Genomic DNA, 15,749 nt, shown 5'->3' with positions numbered 1-15,749 from the left:
AAGGGTTCGGTTAGAGGAGGCCATACGAAAGTCGGCTCGGCGGAAGCGGCAGAATGCAGGGTCCGAGAGCACCCGAGGGCGGATTTCAGGAGCGTGGGAGTGAGCGTGCAGGGCCTGCAGACAGTCGAGCAGAAGATCGCCGAAGAACTCGGCGTGCGCGAGGGGCAGGTCAAGGCGGCCGTCGACCTGCTGGACGGCGGATCGACCGTGCCGTTCATCGCCCGGTACCGCAAAGAGGTCACCGGGATGCTGGACGACGCCCAGCTGCGCACGCTCGAAGAACGCCTCCGCTACCTGCGGGAACTCAACGAGCGCCGGGTCGCGGTGCTGGAGTCGATTCGTAGCCAGGGCAAGCTGGACGAGGCGCTCGAAGCGTCGATCGTGGCGGCGGACACCAAGTCCCGTCTCGAGGACATTTACCTGCCGTACAAGCCCAAGCGGCGGACGAAGGCGATGATCGCCCGTGAGGCCGGTCTGGAGCCGCTCGCCGACGGGCTGCTGAGCGACCCGAACACCGACCCGCAGGCCGCCGCCGCGGTGTTCGTCGACGCCGACAAGGGTGTCGCGGACGCGCAGGCCGCGCTGGACGGCGCCCGTTCGATCCTGGTGGAACGCTTCGCCGAAGACGCCGACCTGATCGGCGAGCTGCGCGAGAAGATGTGGTCACAGGGCCGCCTGGCCGCCAAGGTCCGCGACGGCAAGGCCGATGAAGGCGCGAAGTTCTCCGACTACTTCGAGTTCTCCGAGCCCTACACCAAGCTCCCCTCCCACCGGATTCTCGCGATGTTCCGCGGCGAGAAGGAAGAGATCCTCGACCTCTCCATGGAGTCGGAGGAGCCGTCCGAAGAGCCGAGGACCGGGCCGACCGACTACGAGACCCGCATCGCGCACAAGTTCGGCATCGCGAACGAGGGCCGCCCCGGCGACAAGTGGCTCGGCGACACCGTCCGCTGGGCGTGGCGCACCAAGATCCTGCTGCACCTGGGCATCGACCTGCGGATGCGGCTGCGTCAGTCGGCCGAGGACGACGCCGTCCGCGTGTTCGCCGCGAACCTGCGCGACCTGCTGCTCGCCGCCCCGGCGGGTACCCGCGCCACGATGGGCCTCGACCCCGGTTTCCGCACCGGTGTGAAGGTCGCCGTCGTCGACGACACCGGCAAGGTCGTCGGCACCCACGTGATCTACCCGCACCAGCCCGCCAACAAGTGGGACCAGTCGATCGCCGAACTCGCCGCGCTGTGCGCCCGGCACAAGGTCGACCTGATCTCGATCGGCAACGGCACCGCGTCACGGGAAACCGACAAGCTCGCCGGTGAGCTGATCAAGAAGCACCCGGAGCTGAAGCTGACCAAGGCCGTCGTCTCCGAGGCAGGCGCGTCGGTGTACTCGGCGTCGGCGTTCGCGTCGCAGGAACTGCCGGGCATGGACGTCTCGCTGCGCGGCGCGGTCTCCATCGCGCGGCGGCTGCAGGACCCGCTGGCCGAACTGGTGAAGATCGACCCGAAGTCGATCGGTGTCGGGCAGTACCAGCACGACCTGTCCGAGATCTCGCTGTCGCGGTCACTCGACGCGGTGGTCGAAGACTGCGTGAACGCGGTCGGCGTGGACGTCAACACCGCGTCGGCGCCGCTGCTGACCCGTGTCTCGGGTATCACGACGAGCCTGGCCGAGAACATCGTGGCGCACCGTGACGAGAACGGCCCGTTCAAGACGCGGACCGGGCTCAAGGAGGTCGCGCGGCTGGGTCCCAAGGCCTTCGAGCAGTGCGCGGGCTTCCTCCGGATCCCGGACGGCGACGACCCGCTCGACTCGTCCTCGGTGCACCCGGAGGCCTATCCGGTGGTGCGGCGGATCCTGTCCTCGACCGGGACCGACCTCCGCGCGCTGATCGGCAACTCGCGGACACTGCAGGCGCTGAAGCCGTCCGAGTTCGTCGACGACACCTTCGGCCTGCCGACGGTGACCGACATCCTCGCCGAACTCGACAAACCGGGCCGCGACCCGCGTCCGGCGTTCAAGACCGCGACCTTCGCCGAGGGCGTCGAGAAGATCGGCGACCTCAAGCCGGGCATGCGGCTGGAAGGCGTCGTGACGAACGTGGCCGCGTTCGGCGCGTTCATCGACGTCGGCGTGCACCAGGACGGCCTCGCGCACGTCTCGGCGCTGTCGAAGAACTTCGTCAAGGACCCGCGTGAGGTCGTGAAGCCCGGCGACATCGTCAAGGTGAAGGTGCTGGAAGTCGACGTGCCGCGCAAGCGGATCTCGCTGACGCTGCGCCTGGACGACGAGCCCGGCCGTCCCGCTCGCGAGCAGGGCGGCGGTGGTGGTGGCGGCGGTGGTCGTGACCGCGGTCAGGGCGGCGGTGGCCAGCGTCAAGGTGGCGGTCAGCGTGGCGGCCAGGGCGGCGGTAATCGAGGCGGTCGAGACAAGGGCGGGAACTCGGGGGGCGGCTCGCTGGCGGACGCGCTCCGGAAGGCCGGCTACGGCAAGTAGGAGCCGGGCACGTTAGAAGCGGCTGAAGGACGCTTTCCCCGCATCTCATGTGAGGAAAGCGTCCTTCGTCGCGTCAGATGCGGGGAAAGTCCCCTTCAGCTCAGGGGTTCATCGCGTAGGCGCCGGAAAGGTCCCGCACCAGCGACCACACGTGGTCGAAACGGGCCGCGTCGACGACCGGCTTCCGCACCGAGGCCAGCGCGAGCGCCTGCTGCGCCTCGGTCGAGGACGACTTCCCGTGCAGATCGATCGCGGCGACACTGAAGTCCTGCACCAGGACGCCGAAAATCTGGTCGACGACCTCGGTCTCGATGCCGGTGATCTCCGCCTGCTCCAGCACCAGCTGCCCGTAGACGACCAGCGTGAACAGCTCGGTCAGCGCGAGCCCGAAGTCGAGGTCCTGCTGCTGGGCCTCGTCCGGCGTGGCGTCGGTGAACAACTTCACCAACGCCTCGGCCTGCTCGGTGAACCGCGCGACGTTCGGGATCGCGGACGCATTGGCGTAGGCCTCGCGCCAGTCGTGGAACCGCACCTTGGACAGCCCGCGCGCGGGGCCCTGGCGGAACAGGAACTCGTCGTCGGCGGCGTCGGACCGCGTCGGCACCGGCTCGTAGGCCTGCGGCGCGAACAGGTACGCGGGCACGAACTTCGCGATCAGTGCGAGGTTCACCGCCACCGTGCCTTCCAGCTTCGGCAGGCCGTCGATGTCGTTCTTGGCCATCGCGAGGTAGGTGTCGGTCTCGAAACCCTTGGCCGCCACGACATCCGCGACCAGGCCGATGACCTTCTGCGCCTCGGTGGTCACCTTCATCTTGGTGATCGGGTTGAACAGCAGGTACCGGCGGTCGTCCGGGTTCGCGCTGCGGAAGTAGTCGACAGCGCGGTCGGAGAACAGCTTCATCGCGACGAGCCGCGTGTACGCCTCGACGAATTCCCGGCGCACGTGCGGGAAATCGGTGACCTTCTTGCCGTAGAGCTCACGGTTGTGCGCGTGCGTGATCGCCTCGTACAGCGAGTGCGTCGACATCCCGATACCGCCGAAGCACAGGTTGAACTTGCCGATGTTGACCGTGTTCAGTGCCGCGGAGAACGCCTCGGCGCCGACGTGCAGAATGTCCTCTTCGGACACCGGGTAGTCGTTGAGCTCGAACTCGGCGACGTACATCTGTGACGGCACCACGTTCTTCACCACGCGGTAGTTCGGGTGCGCCGAATCCGCGTAGAAGAACACGTACTGGTCCGGACCCTCGACACCGTCGACGCGGCCGAACACCGACACGGTCCGCGCGCAGTTGCCGTTGCCGATGTAGTACTTCGAACCGTTGGCGCGGTAGCCGCCCTCACCGTCCGGGGTCAGCACGAGGTCCGACGAGTAGATGTCGGCGCCGTGCTCCTTTTCGGACAGTCCGAACGCGGCGACACCCCCGGCCGCGAGCGAGTCCGCCGCACGTTTGCGGGCGGCCTCGTTCGCGCTCTGCCACACCGGGCCGAGGCCGAGGATGGTGACCTGCCACGGGTACCAGTAGTTCAAGCCGTAGAAACCGAGGATTTCCGACAGCGCCGCGACGCGCGCGGTGTCCCAGCGCTTGTCCGGGTCGCCGTCGGCGTTGGCACCGGGAGTGAGGAACGTCGAGAACAGGCCTTCCTTGCCCGCGAACTCGATGAAGTCCGCGTAGAAGGTCCGCTCGTGATAGTCCGCGGTGAGCTTGCGCTTGCCACGCTGTTCGAACCACTCGATGGTGGCACGCAGCAGGCGACGCGTCTCCGGGTCGAACTGCCGTGGGTCGTACCCACCCGGATTCAGCAACAACGCGGTCGCCTTTTCGCTCATCGTCACTCCTGGTCGCCGAAGTTACTACCCGGTAACCGTAGCGCGCCGCCTCGCCGTCCGGCCACTGAACTCGACCGAAGTCACCTCCCCGTGGTCGTTCCGCAGGAAGCGCGCGGCGGGACGACGGGTGTCGGCGGCCTTGGCCAGCACGTCTTCACCGACGAAGACGACCTCGTAGGCGGGCGGCGATGGAATGTCCTCGATGTTCACGATCAACTGCCCCCACAGGTCGCCGTCCCGGTCCGTGACCTCGAACCCCAGGTCACCGGTCTCATAGCGGCCGAGGTACTCGGCGAAATCCGGCCGAGGCACCGCCGGCGCGCTCGCGATCGGGGGCAGCCCGACCAAATTCTCCAGACACCAGTCGACGATCCGGGGGCCGAGCACGCCGCCACCCGCGCTGTTGGTCAGCACGGTGACCGCGAAGTCCTCCTCAGGCAGCGTGACGAACTCCGAAATCTGCAGGTTGCCGACGTTGCCACCGTGCCGGACCAGCCGCGCGTCGCCGTGGCTCGTACGCAGCCAGCTCAGCCCGACCTCGTCGAACGGCACGGCCGCGCTCCGCTGCGGCGCGCGCAGGAGATCCCGGGTCTCGGCGCTGAGCGGCGCCTCGCCCTTCGACTCACCGGACAGGAAGAACCGCGCCCAATTCAGCTGGTCCGCGGCGGTGGACCACAACCCGCCGCTGGCGCTGTCCGCGCGGGTCAGGCCCACGGTGTGCTCGACGGAGGGCCCCTTTTCACCCAGCGCGTGGCCGACGGCGTGACGGCGGGTGAGCACCTCCCACGGGAAGTAGAACGAGTCGGTCATGCCGAGCGGTTCGAGCAGCCGAGTGCGGACCAGGTCTTCGAAGGTGGCACCGGACTCCGCCTCCGCGACCCGCCCGGCCAGCTGGAATCCGGCGTTGCAATAGGAGAACGCCTCGCCGGGCGGAAACACCTGCGGCAGGTCGCCGAACCGATCGATCGCCAGGGCGAGGGCGTTGTCACCCCATCCAGTGGTGAAGTCCACGTCGCCGAAAAAGCCGGCGGAGTGCGTGAGCAGATGCCGCAGGGTCACCGTCTTTCGTGCCTCCGGATCCGCCAGCCGGAGTCCGGGGAGATAGTGGATGACTGGCTTGTCCAGGTCCAGCACCCCGTCTTCGACCAGTGCCAGCACCACGGCGGCGGCGAAGGTCTTGCTGGTGGAGCCGATCATGAACAGCGTGCCGGTGTCGACGGGCAATTCGGTGTCCGCACTGGACACCCCGGTGGCGAAGACCGATTCTTCGCCGTGGTGCGACACCCCCACCACGGCTCCGGGGACACTCGCCTCACGCGCCCACTCGCCGAGACGACCTTGGAGTTCCTGAACGCTCTTCGACACTCGCATCACCTTTCACGCCGGGGCTGGTCCGACCAGCGTTTCACCGGGTCCGGGCGCCGGACTCGTGGAAACGGACGAACATCGCCCGTCCAGTTCGTGGGGTGGCGCGAACCGGGGTGCGGGCGATATCACGTAGCCCGGGAGATCACGACCAAGTACACTTGCGCTGCGGTCCGCTCAGTTCTGCCTCGGGCCGCGTTTCGTTGTCGAATGACCACGCGCCGCGGCCCCCCGAGGTCTGCGCCGGGCAGGACAACCGTTCCTATCCTTACGGAGATACCAGGGCGCACACGCGCCCATACGCTTATGAGCACACCTACTTTCCTCGAACTCGGCCTGCCCAAGACCCTCGTGGACTCGCTCGCCGAGCAGGGCGTCACCAGCCCTTTCCCGATCCAGGCCGCCACGCTGCCGCATTCGCTGGCAGGCCGGGACGTCCTCGGCCGCGGCCGCACCGGCTCCGGCAAGACCTACGGCTTCGTGCTGCCCGTCCTCGCCCGGCTCGCCGCCGGTCCGACGCGGCGCCGCCCCGGCCGTCCGCGTGCGCTGGTACTGGCGCCGACCCGCGAGCTGGCCACCCAGATCGAGGCGTCGTTCCTGCCGCTGGCCAAGCCGCTCGGCCTCAAGGTCACCACCATCTTCGGCGGCGTCAGCCCCAACCCGCAGATCACCCGGCTGCGTGACGGCGTCGACATCGTCGTCGCCTGCCCCGGCAGGCTCGCCGACCACATGCGCTCGGGTGAGGCGAAACTCGACAACATCGAGATCACCGTGCTGGACGAGGCCGACCACATGGCCGACCTCGGCTTCCTGCCCGACGTCCGGCGCATCATGGGCGAGACCCCGGAACGCGGGCAACGGCTGCTGTTCTCCGCGACCCTCGACGCGGGCGTCGACGTACTGGTCAAGCGCTTCATGCACGACCCGGTCACGCACAGCGTCGACTCGGCCCAGTCGCCGGTCTCGACCATGCGGCACCACGTGCTGCACCTGGAGGAGACCCACCGGCTCCCGGTGCTGATCGACCTCACCGCCGCACCGGGCCGCACGCTGGTGTTCACCCGGACGAAGCACCGCGCCAAGCAGCTGACGCGCAAGCTCATGGCCTCCGGCGTGCCGGCGGTCGAACTGCACGGCAATCTCGGCCAGACCGCGCGGACGCGCAACCTGGAGGCGTTCTCATCCGGCGCGGCGAAGACGCTGGTCGCGACCGACATCGCCGCGCGCGGCATCCACGTCGACGACGTCACCCTCGTCATCCACGCCGACCCGCCGGTCGAGCACAAGGCGTACCTGCACCGGTCCGGCCGGACCGCGCGGGCCGGGGCGTCCGGCACCGTCGTCACGCTGATGACCGACGCGCAGGTCCGCGACGTCCGCGACCTCACCCGAAAGGCGGGCATCAAGCCGACCACGACGCAGCTCGGCCCCGGCCACCCGCTGCTGTCGGAGCTGGCTCCCGGCGAGCGTTCGTTCACCGCGTCGCCGCGACGGCCGATCGTGGACACGCGTCCGAAGAAGGTCACCGCCGGCGGCGAGGCCATCCGCGCCAAGGGGGAGGAAGAAGAGCGCCCTGTCAACCGGGGCACCAGGACCGGCCGCGGCCGTGGCCCCTCCGCCGGTGGCCGGGGTGCTTCCGGCGGCGGCCGGGGTCGTGGTGGCGCTAGTGGATCTTCGGAAGGCCGTTCGCGTCAGCCGCGGACCGAAGGCGACCGCCGTGGCGGGGCGCCCGCCGGTCAAGGACGTCGTGCGGCCGAGAGCACCGGACGTCGCGAAGGTGCGCCCAAGGGCGGCCAGGGTGGTCAGGGGGGCCGTCGCGGTGCCGCCGAGTCCCAGCCGCGCCGGGCTTCCGGTGCCGCGTCCCAGTCCTCGCGGAACCAGTCCGGTGGCGCTCCGGCCCGCCGTGGCGGTGCCGCCGCTTTCTCCTCGGGAACGCGCGCCGGCGCTCGCCGCCCTCGCTAGCTCTCGCCGCTTCGCTGGCTGATCACGCGTGACCCCGTGGACGTCACGCGTGATCAGCCGGACAGCACGCGTGATCCCGCGGACATCACGCGTGATCAGCCGGACAGCACGCGTGATCGGATGGACGACACGGCATCGGCGAGCCGGTTTGGTCACGGGTGTCGGGCGGCGGCGCGGGCCGCAGCGGCCGCGCGGCGCTCTTCGAATCGTGACGCCTGCGTGTCGAGAGCCTTGAGGAACTGGTCGAGTTCGTCGCGAGCCTTCTCGCCCTCCTCGCCGAGCCCTTCCAGCTCGAAGATCTTCCACTGCCGCAGCAGCGGCCAGATCACTTCGTCGTGGTGGATCCGCAGGTCGTAGATACCCGCCTTCGCGATCAGCGCGGCCTTCCGCACGAAGCTCGGGATCACCGCGCCCGGCATCTGGAACTGGACGACCTCGTCGGTGATGGCGCGCATCATCGCGTCGGGTGAAAGCTCCAGCGACGCCTTCACGAGGTTGCGGTAAAAGATCATGTGCAGGTTCTCGTCCATCGCGACCCGTGAGAGCAGCTTCTCGCACAACGGATCCTCCGTGTACCGCCCGGTGTTGCGGTGCGAAAGCCGCGTCGCCAGCTCCTGGAACGACACGTACGCGAAGACGTTCAGCAAAGCTTTGTCACCGCTGTCGTACCCGGCCTGCATGGTCTGCATCCGCGCCCGCTCCAGCTCGACCGGGTCCACCGCGCGCGTCACCAGCAGGTAGTCGCGGATGCAGATGCCGTGCCTGCCCTCTTCGGCGGTCCAGCGGTGTACCCAGGTGCCCCACGCGCCGTCGCGTCCGAAGGCGCGCTCGATCTCGCGGTGATAGCTCGGGAGGTTGTCCTCCGTGAGCAGGTTGACCTCCAGCGAGGTCCGCGCGATCGGCGACACCCGCGACTGCTCGGGATCCCACGGCTCGCCACCGAGTTCGGCGAAGTTCTTGCCCTCGCTCCACGGCACGTACTCGTGCGGCATCCATTCCTTCGCGACCTCGAGATGTCGGTTGAGATTCTCCTCGACCGTCCCCTCGAGCTCGAGCATCAGCCGGGTGCTTTCGGGGACCGCCATGCGTTTCGTCCTTCCGGGACAACGGAAAACTCCTACCTACGACACCGTAACTTACGGTGTCGTAGGTAGGCCACCTCCGGAAGATGAACGCGCGAGACCTAAAGCGACGCCGTCAGCCCCCGCGCCCGCAGGACCGACCGTTCCAGCGGACGGAACACCAGCAACTCGATCCCGACGCCGACCAGCAGGATCAGGAAGATCGCCGAGATCACGCCTTCCATGCTGTTGAACGACGAGCCCTCGTTCAGGTAAGCGCCGAGCCCCTTGCCCAAGGCCGGGGACAGCGCGATCAGCTCGGCGGCCATCAGCGAACGCCACGAGAACGCCCAGCCTTGCTTGAGCCCGGCCAGGAAGCCGGGCAACGCGGCGGGCAGCAGGATGTGCCGGGCCGAGGAGAACCGGCTCGCCCCCATCACCTGGCCGACGCGCGGCAGGATCGGCGGGATCTGGTCGATGCCCGAGACGAGGCCGTTCGCGATCGACGGCACCGAACCCAGCAGGACGACGAAGTAGATCGAGGCGTCGTTCAGACCGAACCACAGGATCGCCGCCGGCACCCACGCCACCGACGGGAGGCTCTGCAGCCCGGTCAGAAACGGCCCGACGGCCGCCCGGACGAGCCGGGCCTTCGCCACCAGCAGGCCGAGCGGGGTGCCGATGACCACGCCGATCAGGAAGCCCAGCGCGGCCCGGTGCACCGACGTCCAGACGAACTCGAAGATCTCGCCCGTGCTCGTGATGTCGACGAGTTCGTCCCACACCGCGAGCGGCGCGGGCAGCATCGACTCCGGCCAGAACGCGGCGGCCCACAGGAACTGCCAGAGCACGACCAGCAGGGCCAGGAAGACCAACGGCGGCACGAAACCGCGCAGGAACCGCTTCCCCTGGCTTTCCCGGCGCTCGCCGGTGGGGGTGTCGAGCGAGTCGAGGCCCGCGCCGACGGCCTCGTCCGCCGCGGTGTCGGGGCGGTCAAGCCGCGGCATGGGTACTGATCACCTCCCGGAGGTGACCGGTGATCTCCAGCGTCAACTCTTCGGCGTCGGAGGCCTGGACGTCGCGCCATTCCCGCACGACCCGGCCCGGCCGCGACGAGAGCAGCACGACCCGCTGGCCGAGCCGGACGGCCTCGCGGACGTCGTGCGTCACGAACAGCACCGAGGTGCCGGTGCTGCGGTAGACGCGCAGCAGTTCGCCCTGCAGGACGTCGCGGGTGATGGCGTCGAGCGCGGCGAACGGCTCGTCCATCAGCAGCAGCGACTGCTCCGGGTCACCGCCGACGCGCAGGGTCGCGGCCAGCGCCCTGGCGAGCGCGACGCGCTGCCGCATCCCGCCGGACAGTTCGTGCGGCCGCTTGTCGCCCGCGCCGCCGAGGCGGACGAGTTCGAGCAGTTCGGCCGCCTTCTCACGGCGCTCGGTCCGGCCGAAACCGGCCAGCCGCAGCGGCAGTTCCACGTTGCGGGCCGCGGTCAGCCACGGCATCAGCGCGGCCTCCTGGAACATCACCGCGGGGCGGGAGGTCTCCAGGGTGATCGAACCCGAGGTCGGCCGGTCGAGGCCGGCGACCAGGTTCAGCAGGGTGCTCTTGCCGCAGCCGGAAGCGCCGAGCAGGCAGACGAACTCGCCGGGGGCGACCGTGAGGTCCATCCCGTCGAGGGCCACGACGGCGCGACCGGTCGGGCCGAACACCTTCCGGACACCGTCGAGACGCACGGCGACACCGGTGGACAGGCCAGGTTCCAAGGTGGTCGTCATCGCTGATCCCCTCCGGTCACTTCGTCAGCCCTGGCGCGTCCACGCCGGGCTTGCCCTGCTCGGAGAGCACGGCGTTGAGCGGGCCGAAATCGGCGAACCCCTTGAGGTCCACCGCGGACTTCACCACGCCCGCGGTCACCGAGTCCCGCGCGAGCTGGGTGAAGGTCGACGCCACCGGGTCGATGCCGAGTTCGATGGCGGAGAACGCGCGGTCGAGAACGGCCTCGTTCAGTGTGCTGCCCGCGAGCACCTCGAGTTCTCCGTTGACCACCTTCTTCGCCTCGGCGGGGTTGGTCTTCGCCCAGTCGATGGCGGCAAGTTCACCCTTGAGGATGGCGGTGACGGTCTCCGGGTGCTGCTGCAGGAACTCGCTGCGGACGATCACGACCGTGGTCGGGAACTTGCCTTCCGGCCACAGGGTCTTCTCGTCCAGCAGTACCTTCGCGCCCGCGTCCAGCACCAGCCGCGAGGACCACGGCTCCGGCAGCCAGCCGCCGTCGAGCTCGCCCTTCTTGAAGGCGTCGAACGTTTTCGGGTTGTCGAGGTTGGTGATCTTGACGTCGGGCAGCTTCTTCTCGGCGACGAACTTCTTGAGCGCGACGTCCTGGGTGTTCGCCAGCGACGGCGTCGCGATGTTCTTGCCGGTGAGCTGCTCGGGCGTGGTGATCTCGGGCTTCACCACCAGCTGCGCGCCGCCGGTGACCGCGCCGGAGACGAGCTGGATGGCGCCCTTGGACTTGGTGAAGGCGTTGATCGCGGGCCCGGAACCGATGAAGGCGATGTCGAGTGAGTTGCCGAGCAGCGCGTTGACCTCTTCGGGCCCGGCGTTGAACGTCTGGGGGGTGAGCTTCGTCGAGCCGAGTTCCTTGGCGAAGAAACCGTTCTTCACCCCGATCAGCGCGGGAGCGTGCGTCACGTTCGGGAAGTACCCGACGCGCACCTCGCCCGCCGCGCCCTGGCTCTTCTGCTCCACCTGGGTGCCCCGGTCGGCGCGCGAACACCCCGCGATACCGCCGGCCAGGGTCAGTGCGGCGAAGGCCGCGGCCAGCAAGCGGGTTCTGTGGTGGGTGCGCACGGAAGGTCGCCTTTCGGGGGTTCGACTCGGGTCGGGTGGTGGCGAGAGTCGCATGTTCACCCGCCTGCCTGCATCGCCATCCGAATGACGGGAAAGATGCCGAGAACGCTTGACACCAGACGAGACAGCTGTTCCACATGCCAAGACAGCTCCGGTGTTCTCCGGGTGTAACGGTCCGGGCCGAACGGGCGAACCACGCCTAGTGGTGAACCACCCTCGGACCCTCGCGATGGCGGGTGTGCTGACCGCCGGGATCGGGATGGGCGTCCTCGCGATGGCGCTCAAGCTGGCCGACGGCACGCACACCGCGCTCGACACCACCCTGTCGACGGCGACGGGGTTCCTCTTCCTCCTGGCCGGCTCCGTCGCGCACGTACGCCGCGCCTCGAATCCGATCGGCCTGCTCATCGCGCTGGCCGGGCTCGCGTTGTTCGCCGAGGACCTGCAGTTCGCCGGTGACCCGCTCGCGCGTACCGCCGGCCTGGCGCTCACGGCCGCGTCCAGTCCGGTGATCGCGCATCTCGTGGTCGTCTTCCCGCACGGGAAACTCAGGTCCCGCTGGGAACGCGTGCTGGTCTTCTCGGCCTACACCGTGGTCTTCGGGGCGGCGGTGCTCGGCTTGCTGGTCAACGACGATCCGAAGAACCTCGCCGCGGTCGCGGCCTCCCCGGAGGCCGAGCAACTGGTCAAACGGCTCCTCGAACTGGTCGGCGCGCTGATCGGCGGCGGCGTCGTCGTGGTGTTGCTCTACCGCTGGCTCACGGGCCGTCTCCCGCAGCGGCGGCTGCTCTCCCCGGTCGTCGCGATCGCCGTGATCGGCGCGGTGAGCACCACGGTCGGCAGCGCGCTCGGCTCCGGGCACCCGGTCTCCGACCCGCTGCTGGACGTCTACCGGATCTCGTTCTGCCTGTGGCCGCTGGCGTTTCTGATCGGGGTGCTGCGGGCACGGGTCGGCAACGCGGAGATGATCCGGCTCCTGCTGGAACGCGACGGCACCGGGCTGGCCGCGCTCGTGCAGGACGACGAGGTGTGGAAGGACAGCCGGTCGATCGACGCGCTCAACGCCGCCGCCGGGCTGGTACTGGACAACCAGCGTCTCGCCGCGGAACTGGAGGAGCGCCTCGTCGAGGTCCAGGCCTCCCGCGCCCGCATCGTGGCCGCCGCCGACGACGAGCGGCGGCGCGTGGAACGCGATCTGCACGACGGCGCGCAGCAGCGGCTGGTGAGCGTCGTGCTGTTGCTGCGCATGGCCGAACGACGGCTCGGCGGTGAGCTGACCCCGCCCGTCGCGACCCTGCTGAAAGGCACCATCGACGAACTGCAGGCCACCGTCACCGAACTGCGTGAACTCGCGCACGGGCTCCGGCCCGCGATCCTCACCGACGCCGGGCTGATCGCCGCGGTCCGGTCACTGCTGGACCGGATCCCGCTCGCGGTCGGCCTCGACGCCGCGGACGTGCCCCGGCTCAGCGGCGCCGTCGAGGCGACGGCGTACTTCGTCGTCTCCGAAGCGGTCACCAACGCCCTGAAGCACGCGCGGGCGCGGGAGGTCCGCGTGCGTATCGGCGTCGAGGAGGGCCGTCTGCGGGTGGACGTGCGCGACGACGGTACCGGCGCGGCCGACATCGACGGCGGATCCGGGCTGCACGGCCTCCGCGACCGTGTCCGCGCGCTCGGTGGTGAGCTCACCGTCGTCGGCGAGCCAGTATCCGGCAGCACGGTCTCGGCCGTCGTCCCGCTGGAGCCCTAGGCCAGGCCGCGGATCGCGCGCGCGGGCGGCCGCTCCCCCTGGATCGACGCGATCATCTCCAGCACCTGCCGGGTGCGTTTCACCTCGTGCACCCGGAACACCTTCGCTCCCTCGGCCACCGCCCAGGCCGTCGCGGCGAGGGTCCCGTCGACCCGCTCCGCGAGTTCCACCCCGAGCGTCTCCCCGACGAAGTCCTTATTGGACAGTGCCATCAGCACCGGCCAGCCGGTGTCGGCCAGGTCCCGCGCGTGCCGGAGCAGCGCAAGGCTGTGCCACGTGTTCTTGCCGAAGTCGTGGGTCGGGTCGATCAGCACGCCCTCGCGCGGGACACCGAGCGCGACGACCGCTTCGGCGTGGGCCGTCGTCTCCGCGACGACTTCGGCGACGACGTCCGGGTAGTTCACCCGGAACGGGCGGGTGCGCGGGACGGCCTTCCCGGTGTGCGAGCAGACGTAGCCGGTGCCGAATTCCGCCGCGACCTCGGCCAGTTTCGGATCGGCCCCCGCCCAGGTGTCGTTGATCAGGTCCGCGCCCGCCTCCGCCGAGCGCCTGCCCACCTCGTGCCGCCAGGTGTCGACGCTGATCACCAGGTCGGGATGCAGTTCGCGGATCCGCTCGACGAACGGGACCACCCGTCGGATCTCTTCCTCGACGTCGACCTCCGCGCCGGGGCCGGCCTTCACCCCGCCGATGTCGACGATGTCGGCCCCCTCCGCCACCGCCCGCGCGACGGCGGCGAGCGCGTCCGGGTCCGAGAAGGTCGCACCCCTGTCGTAGAAGGAATCGGGGGTGCGGTTGACGATCGCCATGACCAGGGCGCGGTCCCGGGCGACGTGGCGCCCGCGGAAGGTCAGCTCGTTCACGTACCGATCGTAGGCGAGCGGACCGCCTTCCGAGAGGGTGCCGCCCACCGGGACCGTCCCGGACAGCGGGAGCGGCCGCTCGAGTGGCATATCTGATATATGACATCAGGCAGATTTCTCTGGACTCGCCGTCGAGAGGACAGGTAGACGTTGTCCCGCAAGGAAAGTTCCGCCCCAGAGCTGGCCGGACAACTGGCTGGAGACCTCGGCGTCGGCGATGTACACGTTCCTGCTCTCCGGGGCCGCGGAACACGGTCACATCGGCACGGAGTACGGACCGGTGGCCGCGAAGGGCTACCGCGGAGTCCTGTCCCAGGTTTCGGCCGGTGCCGACGGATTGGCGGATATCAAGAACATCTCCGAGGGCGCGAATGTCGGCGACACCGCGTATTACTACGGGCGCAAGCGCAATACCAACGATTTCCACGGTCTCGGCGCGTTCCTCATCATGAATGAGCAACTGGGTTTTTCCGGGCGGTGCAGGGTATTGACCTGAGGCGCTAACATCGCGTGCTGCGACGCCCCAATCCCAGGAGGGACGACCGGATGCGCGAGACGCCGCCCCAGGCCTCCTATACCCGGCTCGAACTCGGTGACACCAGCAAGATCCCGGTCAGTGTGACGGTTTCCCCGCACATCTCACTGGTTTCCCTGCTCGTCGAAGTCGTCGGCGGCTACGACCGCGGCCTGCCCGCCCCCTGGCGCCGCCAGGTGGGTTCGGCGATCCCGGAGCAGGGGTACCGCGCGGCGAGCGCCCTCGCCCGCCGTGGCACCTCCGTGCAACCGGACTTCATCGTGCCGATCAGCCCCGCCGGGGACGTTTCCGCCGCCGCTCAGACGGAGATGCTGCGCGATCTGACGGAGGCCGACGTCCTGAAAGGCCTGGAAGAGGTCTTCGGCGACCGGTTGCCCGCGCAGTGGCGGCAGGCCGCCGACCATCCGAGACGCTGGGTCGCCTCGCTCGCGGACGCCTTCACCGCGACCAGGGTGGCGACCGAGAACCTGTGGACCAAGGCCCGGCCCCTGCTCGACCGCGAGATCGAACGGATCGGCGTCGCCTCCGTCCGCGGCGGGACCGACGCGGTGCTCGGCCTGCTGCGACCCCATTTCCGGTTCGGCAACGGCTCACTGCTGCTGCCCGACGCCGAACCGGCGCGGTACGCCGTCCGCGGCCGCAAGCTGATCCTCGTCCCGATGCTCGCGGGCTCCCGGTCGGTGGTGTCCAACTTCGACGAAGAGGACGCCATCTGGATCGGTTACCCCCTGCCGGGGCTGGACAGCCTGCTCGAGAACGGCAAGGCCGAAGCGAGCCCCGGTGCCGAAGGGCTCGACCTGGTGGTCGGCGTCCACCGCGCGAAACTGTTGCGGCATTTGGGAAAACCCGCCCGGATGGGCGAGATCGCGAATCTGCTGTCCTGCGCCGCGAGCACCGCGACCTATCACTGCGAACAGCTCGTGTCGGCGGGCCTGATCCAGCGGCACCGCGAGGGCCAGGTCGTCCTCGTGGTCCGGACTCCTCGCGGTGACGCGCTGGTGAGCCTGCTGTCCTGAGGAAGAGCTGAAGGGGCCCTTC

General features: G+C 69.3%; 11 protein-coding genes and 1 pseudogene. 5 read left to right on the top strand and 7 right to left on the bottom strand.

Translation table 11 applies throughout. The annotated features are described in order from the left end of the window. Window positions 1-99 precede the first annotated feature (99 nt). A complete protein-coding gene (locus ACM6LR_RS24570; protein ID WP_414944576.1) occupies window positions 100-2,493 on the top strand; it encodes a Tex family protein in 2,394 nt (797 codons plus the stop codon). A 100-nt stretch (window positions 2,494-2,593) separates the two neighbouring features. Here the strand turns inward: ACM6LR_RS24570 and ACM6LR_RS24565 are convergent, their stop codons facing one another. Next, window positions 2,594-4,324: an acyl-CoA dehydrogenase gene (locus ACM6LR_RS24565; RefSeq protein ID WP_414944575.1), complete on the bottom strand. Its 1,731-nt coding sequence runs from the start codon at window positions 4,322-4,324 to the stop codon at window positions 2,594-2,596. Window positions 4,325-4,348: 24 nt separating this feature from the next. Next, window positions 4,349-5,689 carry a serine hydrolase domain-containing protein gene (locus ACM6LR_RS24560; protein WP_414944574.1) on the bottom strand — a complete coding sequence of 447 codons (1,341 nt, stop codon included), beginning with the start codon at window positions 5,687-5,689 and terminating at the stop codon, window positions 4,349-4,351. Between the two features lie 306 nt (window positions 5,690-5,995). Here ACM6LR_RS24560 and ACM6LR_RS24555 point away from each other — a divergent pair, with 306 nt between their 5' ends. Beyond that, entirely contained in the window at window positions 5,996-7,651 is a 1,656-nt protein-coding gene (locus ACM6LR_RS24555) for a DEAD/DEAH box helicase (RefSeq protein ID WP_414941139.1), read from the top strand. 152 nt (window positions 7,652-7,803) lie between these two features. On the opposite strand, the gene ACM6LR_RS24550 is transcribed toward ACM6LR_RS24555, so the two are convergent. From ACM6LR_RS24550 to ACM6LR_RS24535, 4 genes are all read right to left on the bottom strand, one after another. After that, on the bottom strand, window positions 7,804-8,736 hold the full coding sequence (locus ACM6LR_RS24550; protein ID WP_414941140.1) for an acyl-ACP desaturase: 933 nt from the start codon (window positions 8,734-8,736) through the stop codon (window positions 7,804-7,806). Window positions 8,737-8,834: 98 nt separating this feature from the next. Continuing rightward, window positions 8,835-9,719, bottom strand: coding sequence for an ABC transporter permease (locus ACM6LR_RS24545; protein ID WP_414944573.1), 885 nt, complete (start codon window positions 9,717-9,719; stop codon window positions 8,835-8,837). Beyond that, on the bottom strand, window positions 9,706-10,488 hold the full coding sequence (locus ACM6LR_RS24540) for an ABC transporter ATP-binding protein (RefSeq protein WP_414941142.1): 783 nt from the start codon (window positions 10,486-10,488) through the stop codon (window positions 9,706-9,708). The genes ACM6LR_RS24545 and ACM6LR_RS24540 overlap by 14 nt, the downstream gene beginning before the upstream one ends. Window positions 10,489-10,504: 16 nt before the next feature. Beyond that, the gene (locus tag ACM6LR_RS24535) at window positions 10,505-11,563 is read right to left on the bottom strand and encodes an ABC transporter substrate-binding protein (RefSeq protein ID WP_414941143.1); all 1,059 of its coding nucleotides are present in this window, start codon (window positions 11,561-11,563) and stop codon (window positions 10,505-10,507) included. 229 nt (window positions 11,564-11,792) lie between these two features. Between ACM6LR_RS24535 and ACM6LR_RS24530 the strand changes: the two genes are divergently transcribed. Beyond that, window positions 11,793-13,313, top strand: a complete 1,521-nt coding sequence (locus tag ACM6LR_RS24530) for a sensor histidine kinase (protein WP_414944635.1) — start codon at window positions 11,793-11,795, stop codon at window positions 13,311-13,313. Here the strand turns inward: ACM6LR_RS24530 and folP are convergent. Beyond that, entirely contained in the window at window positions 13,310-14,176 is an 867-nt protein-coding gene (gene folP, locus ACM6LR_RS24525; protein WP_414941195.1) for a dihydropteroate synthase, read from the bottom strand. The two genes, ACM6LR_RS24530 and folP, sit on opposite strands and share 4 nt — an antisense overlap. 187 nt (window positions 14,177-14,363) lie before the next feature. Between folP and ACM6LR_RS24520 the strand changes: the two are divergent. Together ACM6LR_RS24520 and ACM6LR_RS24515 are read left to right on the top strand one after the other, a co-directional pair. Beyond that, window positions 14,364-14,672 (top strand): annotated as a pseudogene (locus ACM6LR_RS24520) (glycoside hydrolase family 88 protein); the annotation flags it as partial. 50 nt (window positions 14,673-14,722) lie between these two features. Next, window positions 14,723-15,727, top strand: coding sequence for a winged helix-turn-helix domain-containing protein (locus ACM6LR_RS24515; protein ID WP_414941144.1), 1,005 nt, complete (start codon window positions 14,723-14,725; stop codon window positions 15,725-15,727). Window positions 15,728-15,749 lie beyond the last annotated feature (22 nt).

Origin of the sequence: Amycolatopsis sp. cmx-11-32, from assembly GCF_047608695.1 — a bacterium.
Classification (GTDB): Bacteria; Actinomycetota; Actinomycetes; order Mycobacteriales; family Pseudonocardiaceae; genus Amycolatopsis.
The sequence above is the reverse complement of the archived record's forward strand: the minus strand, read 5'-3'. Positions and strand labels throughout refer to the sequence as shown.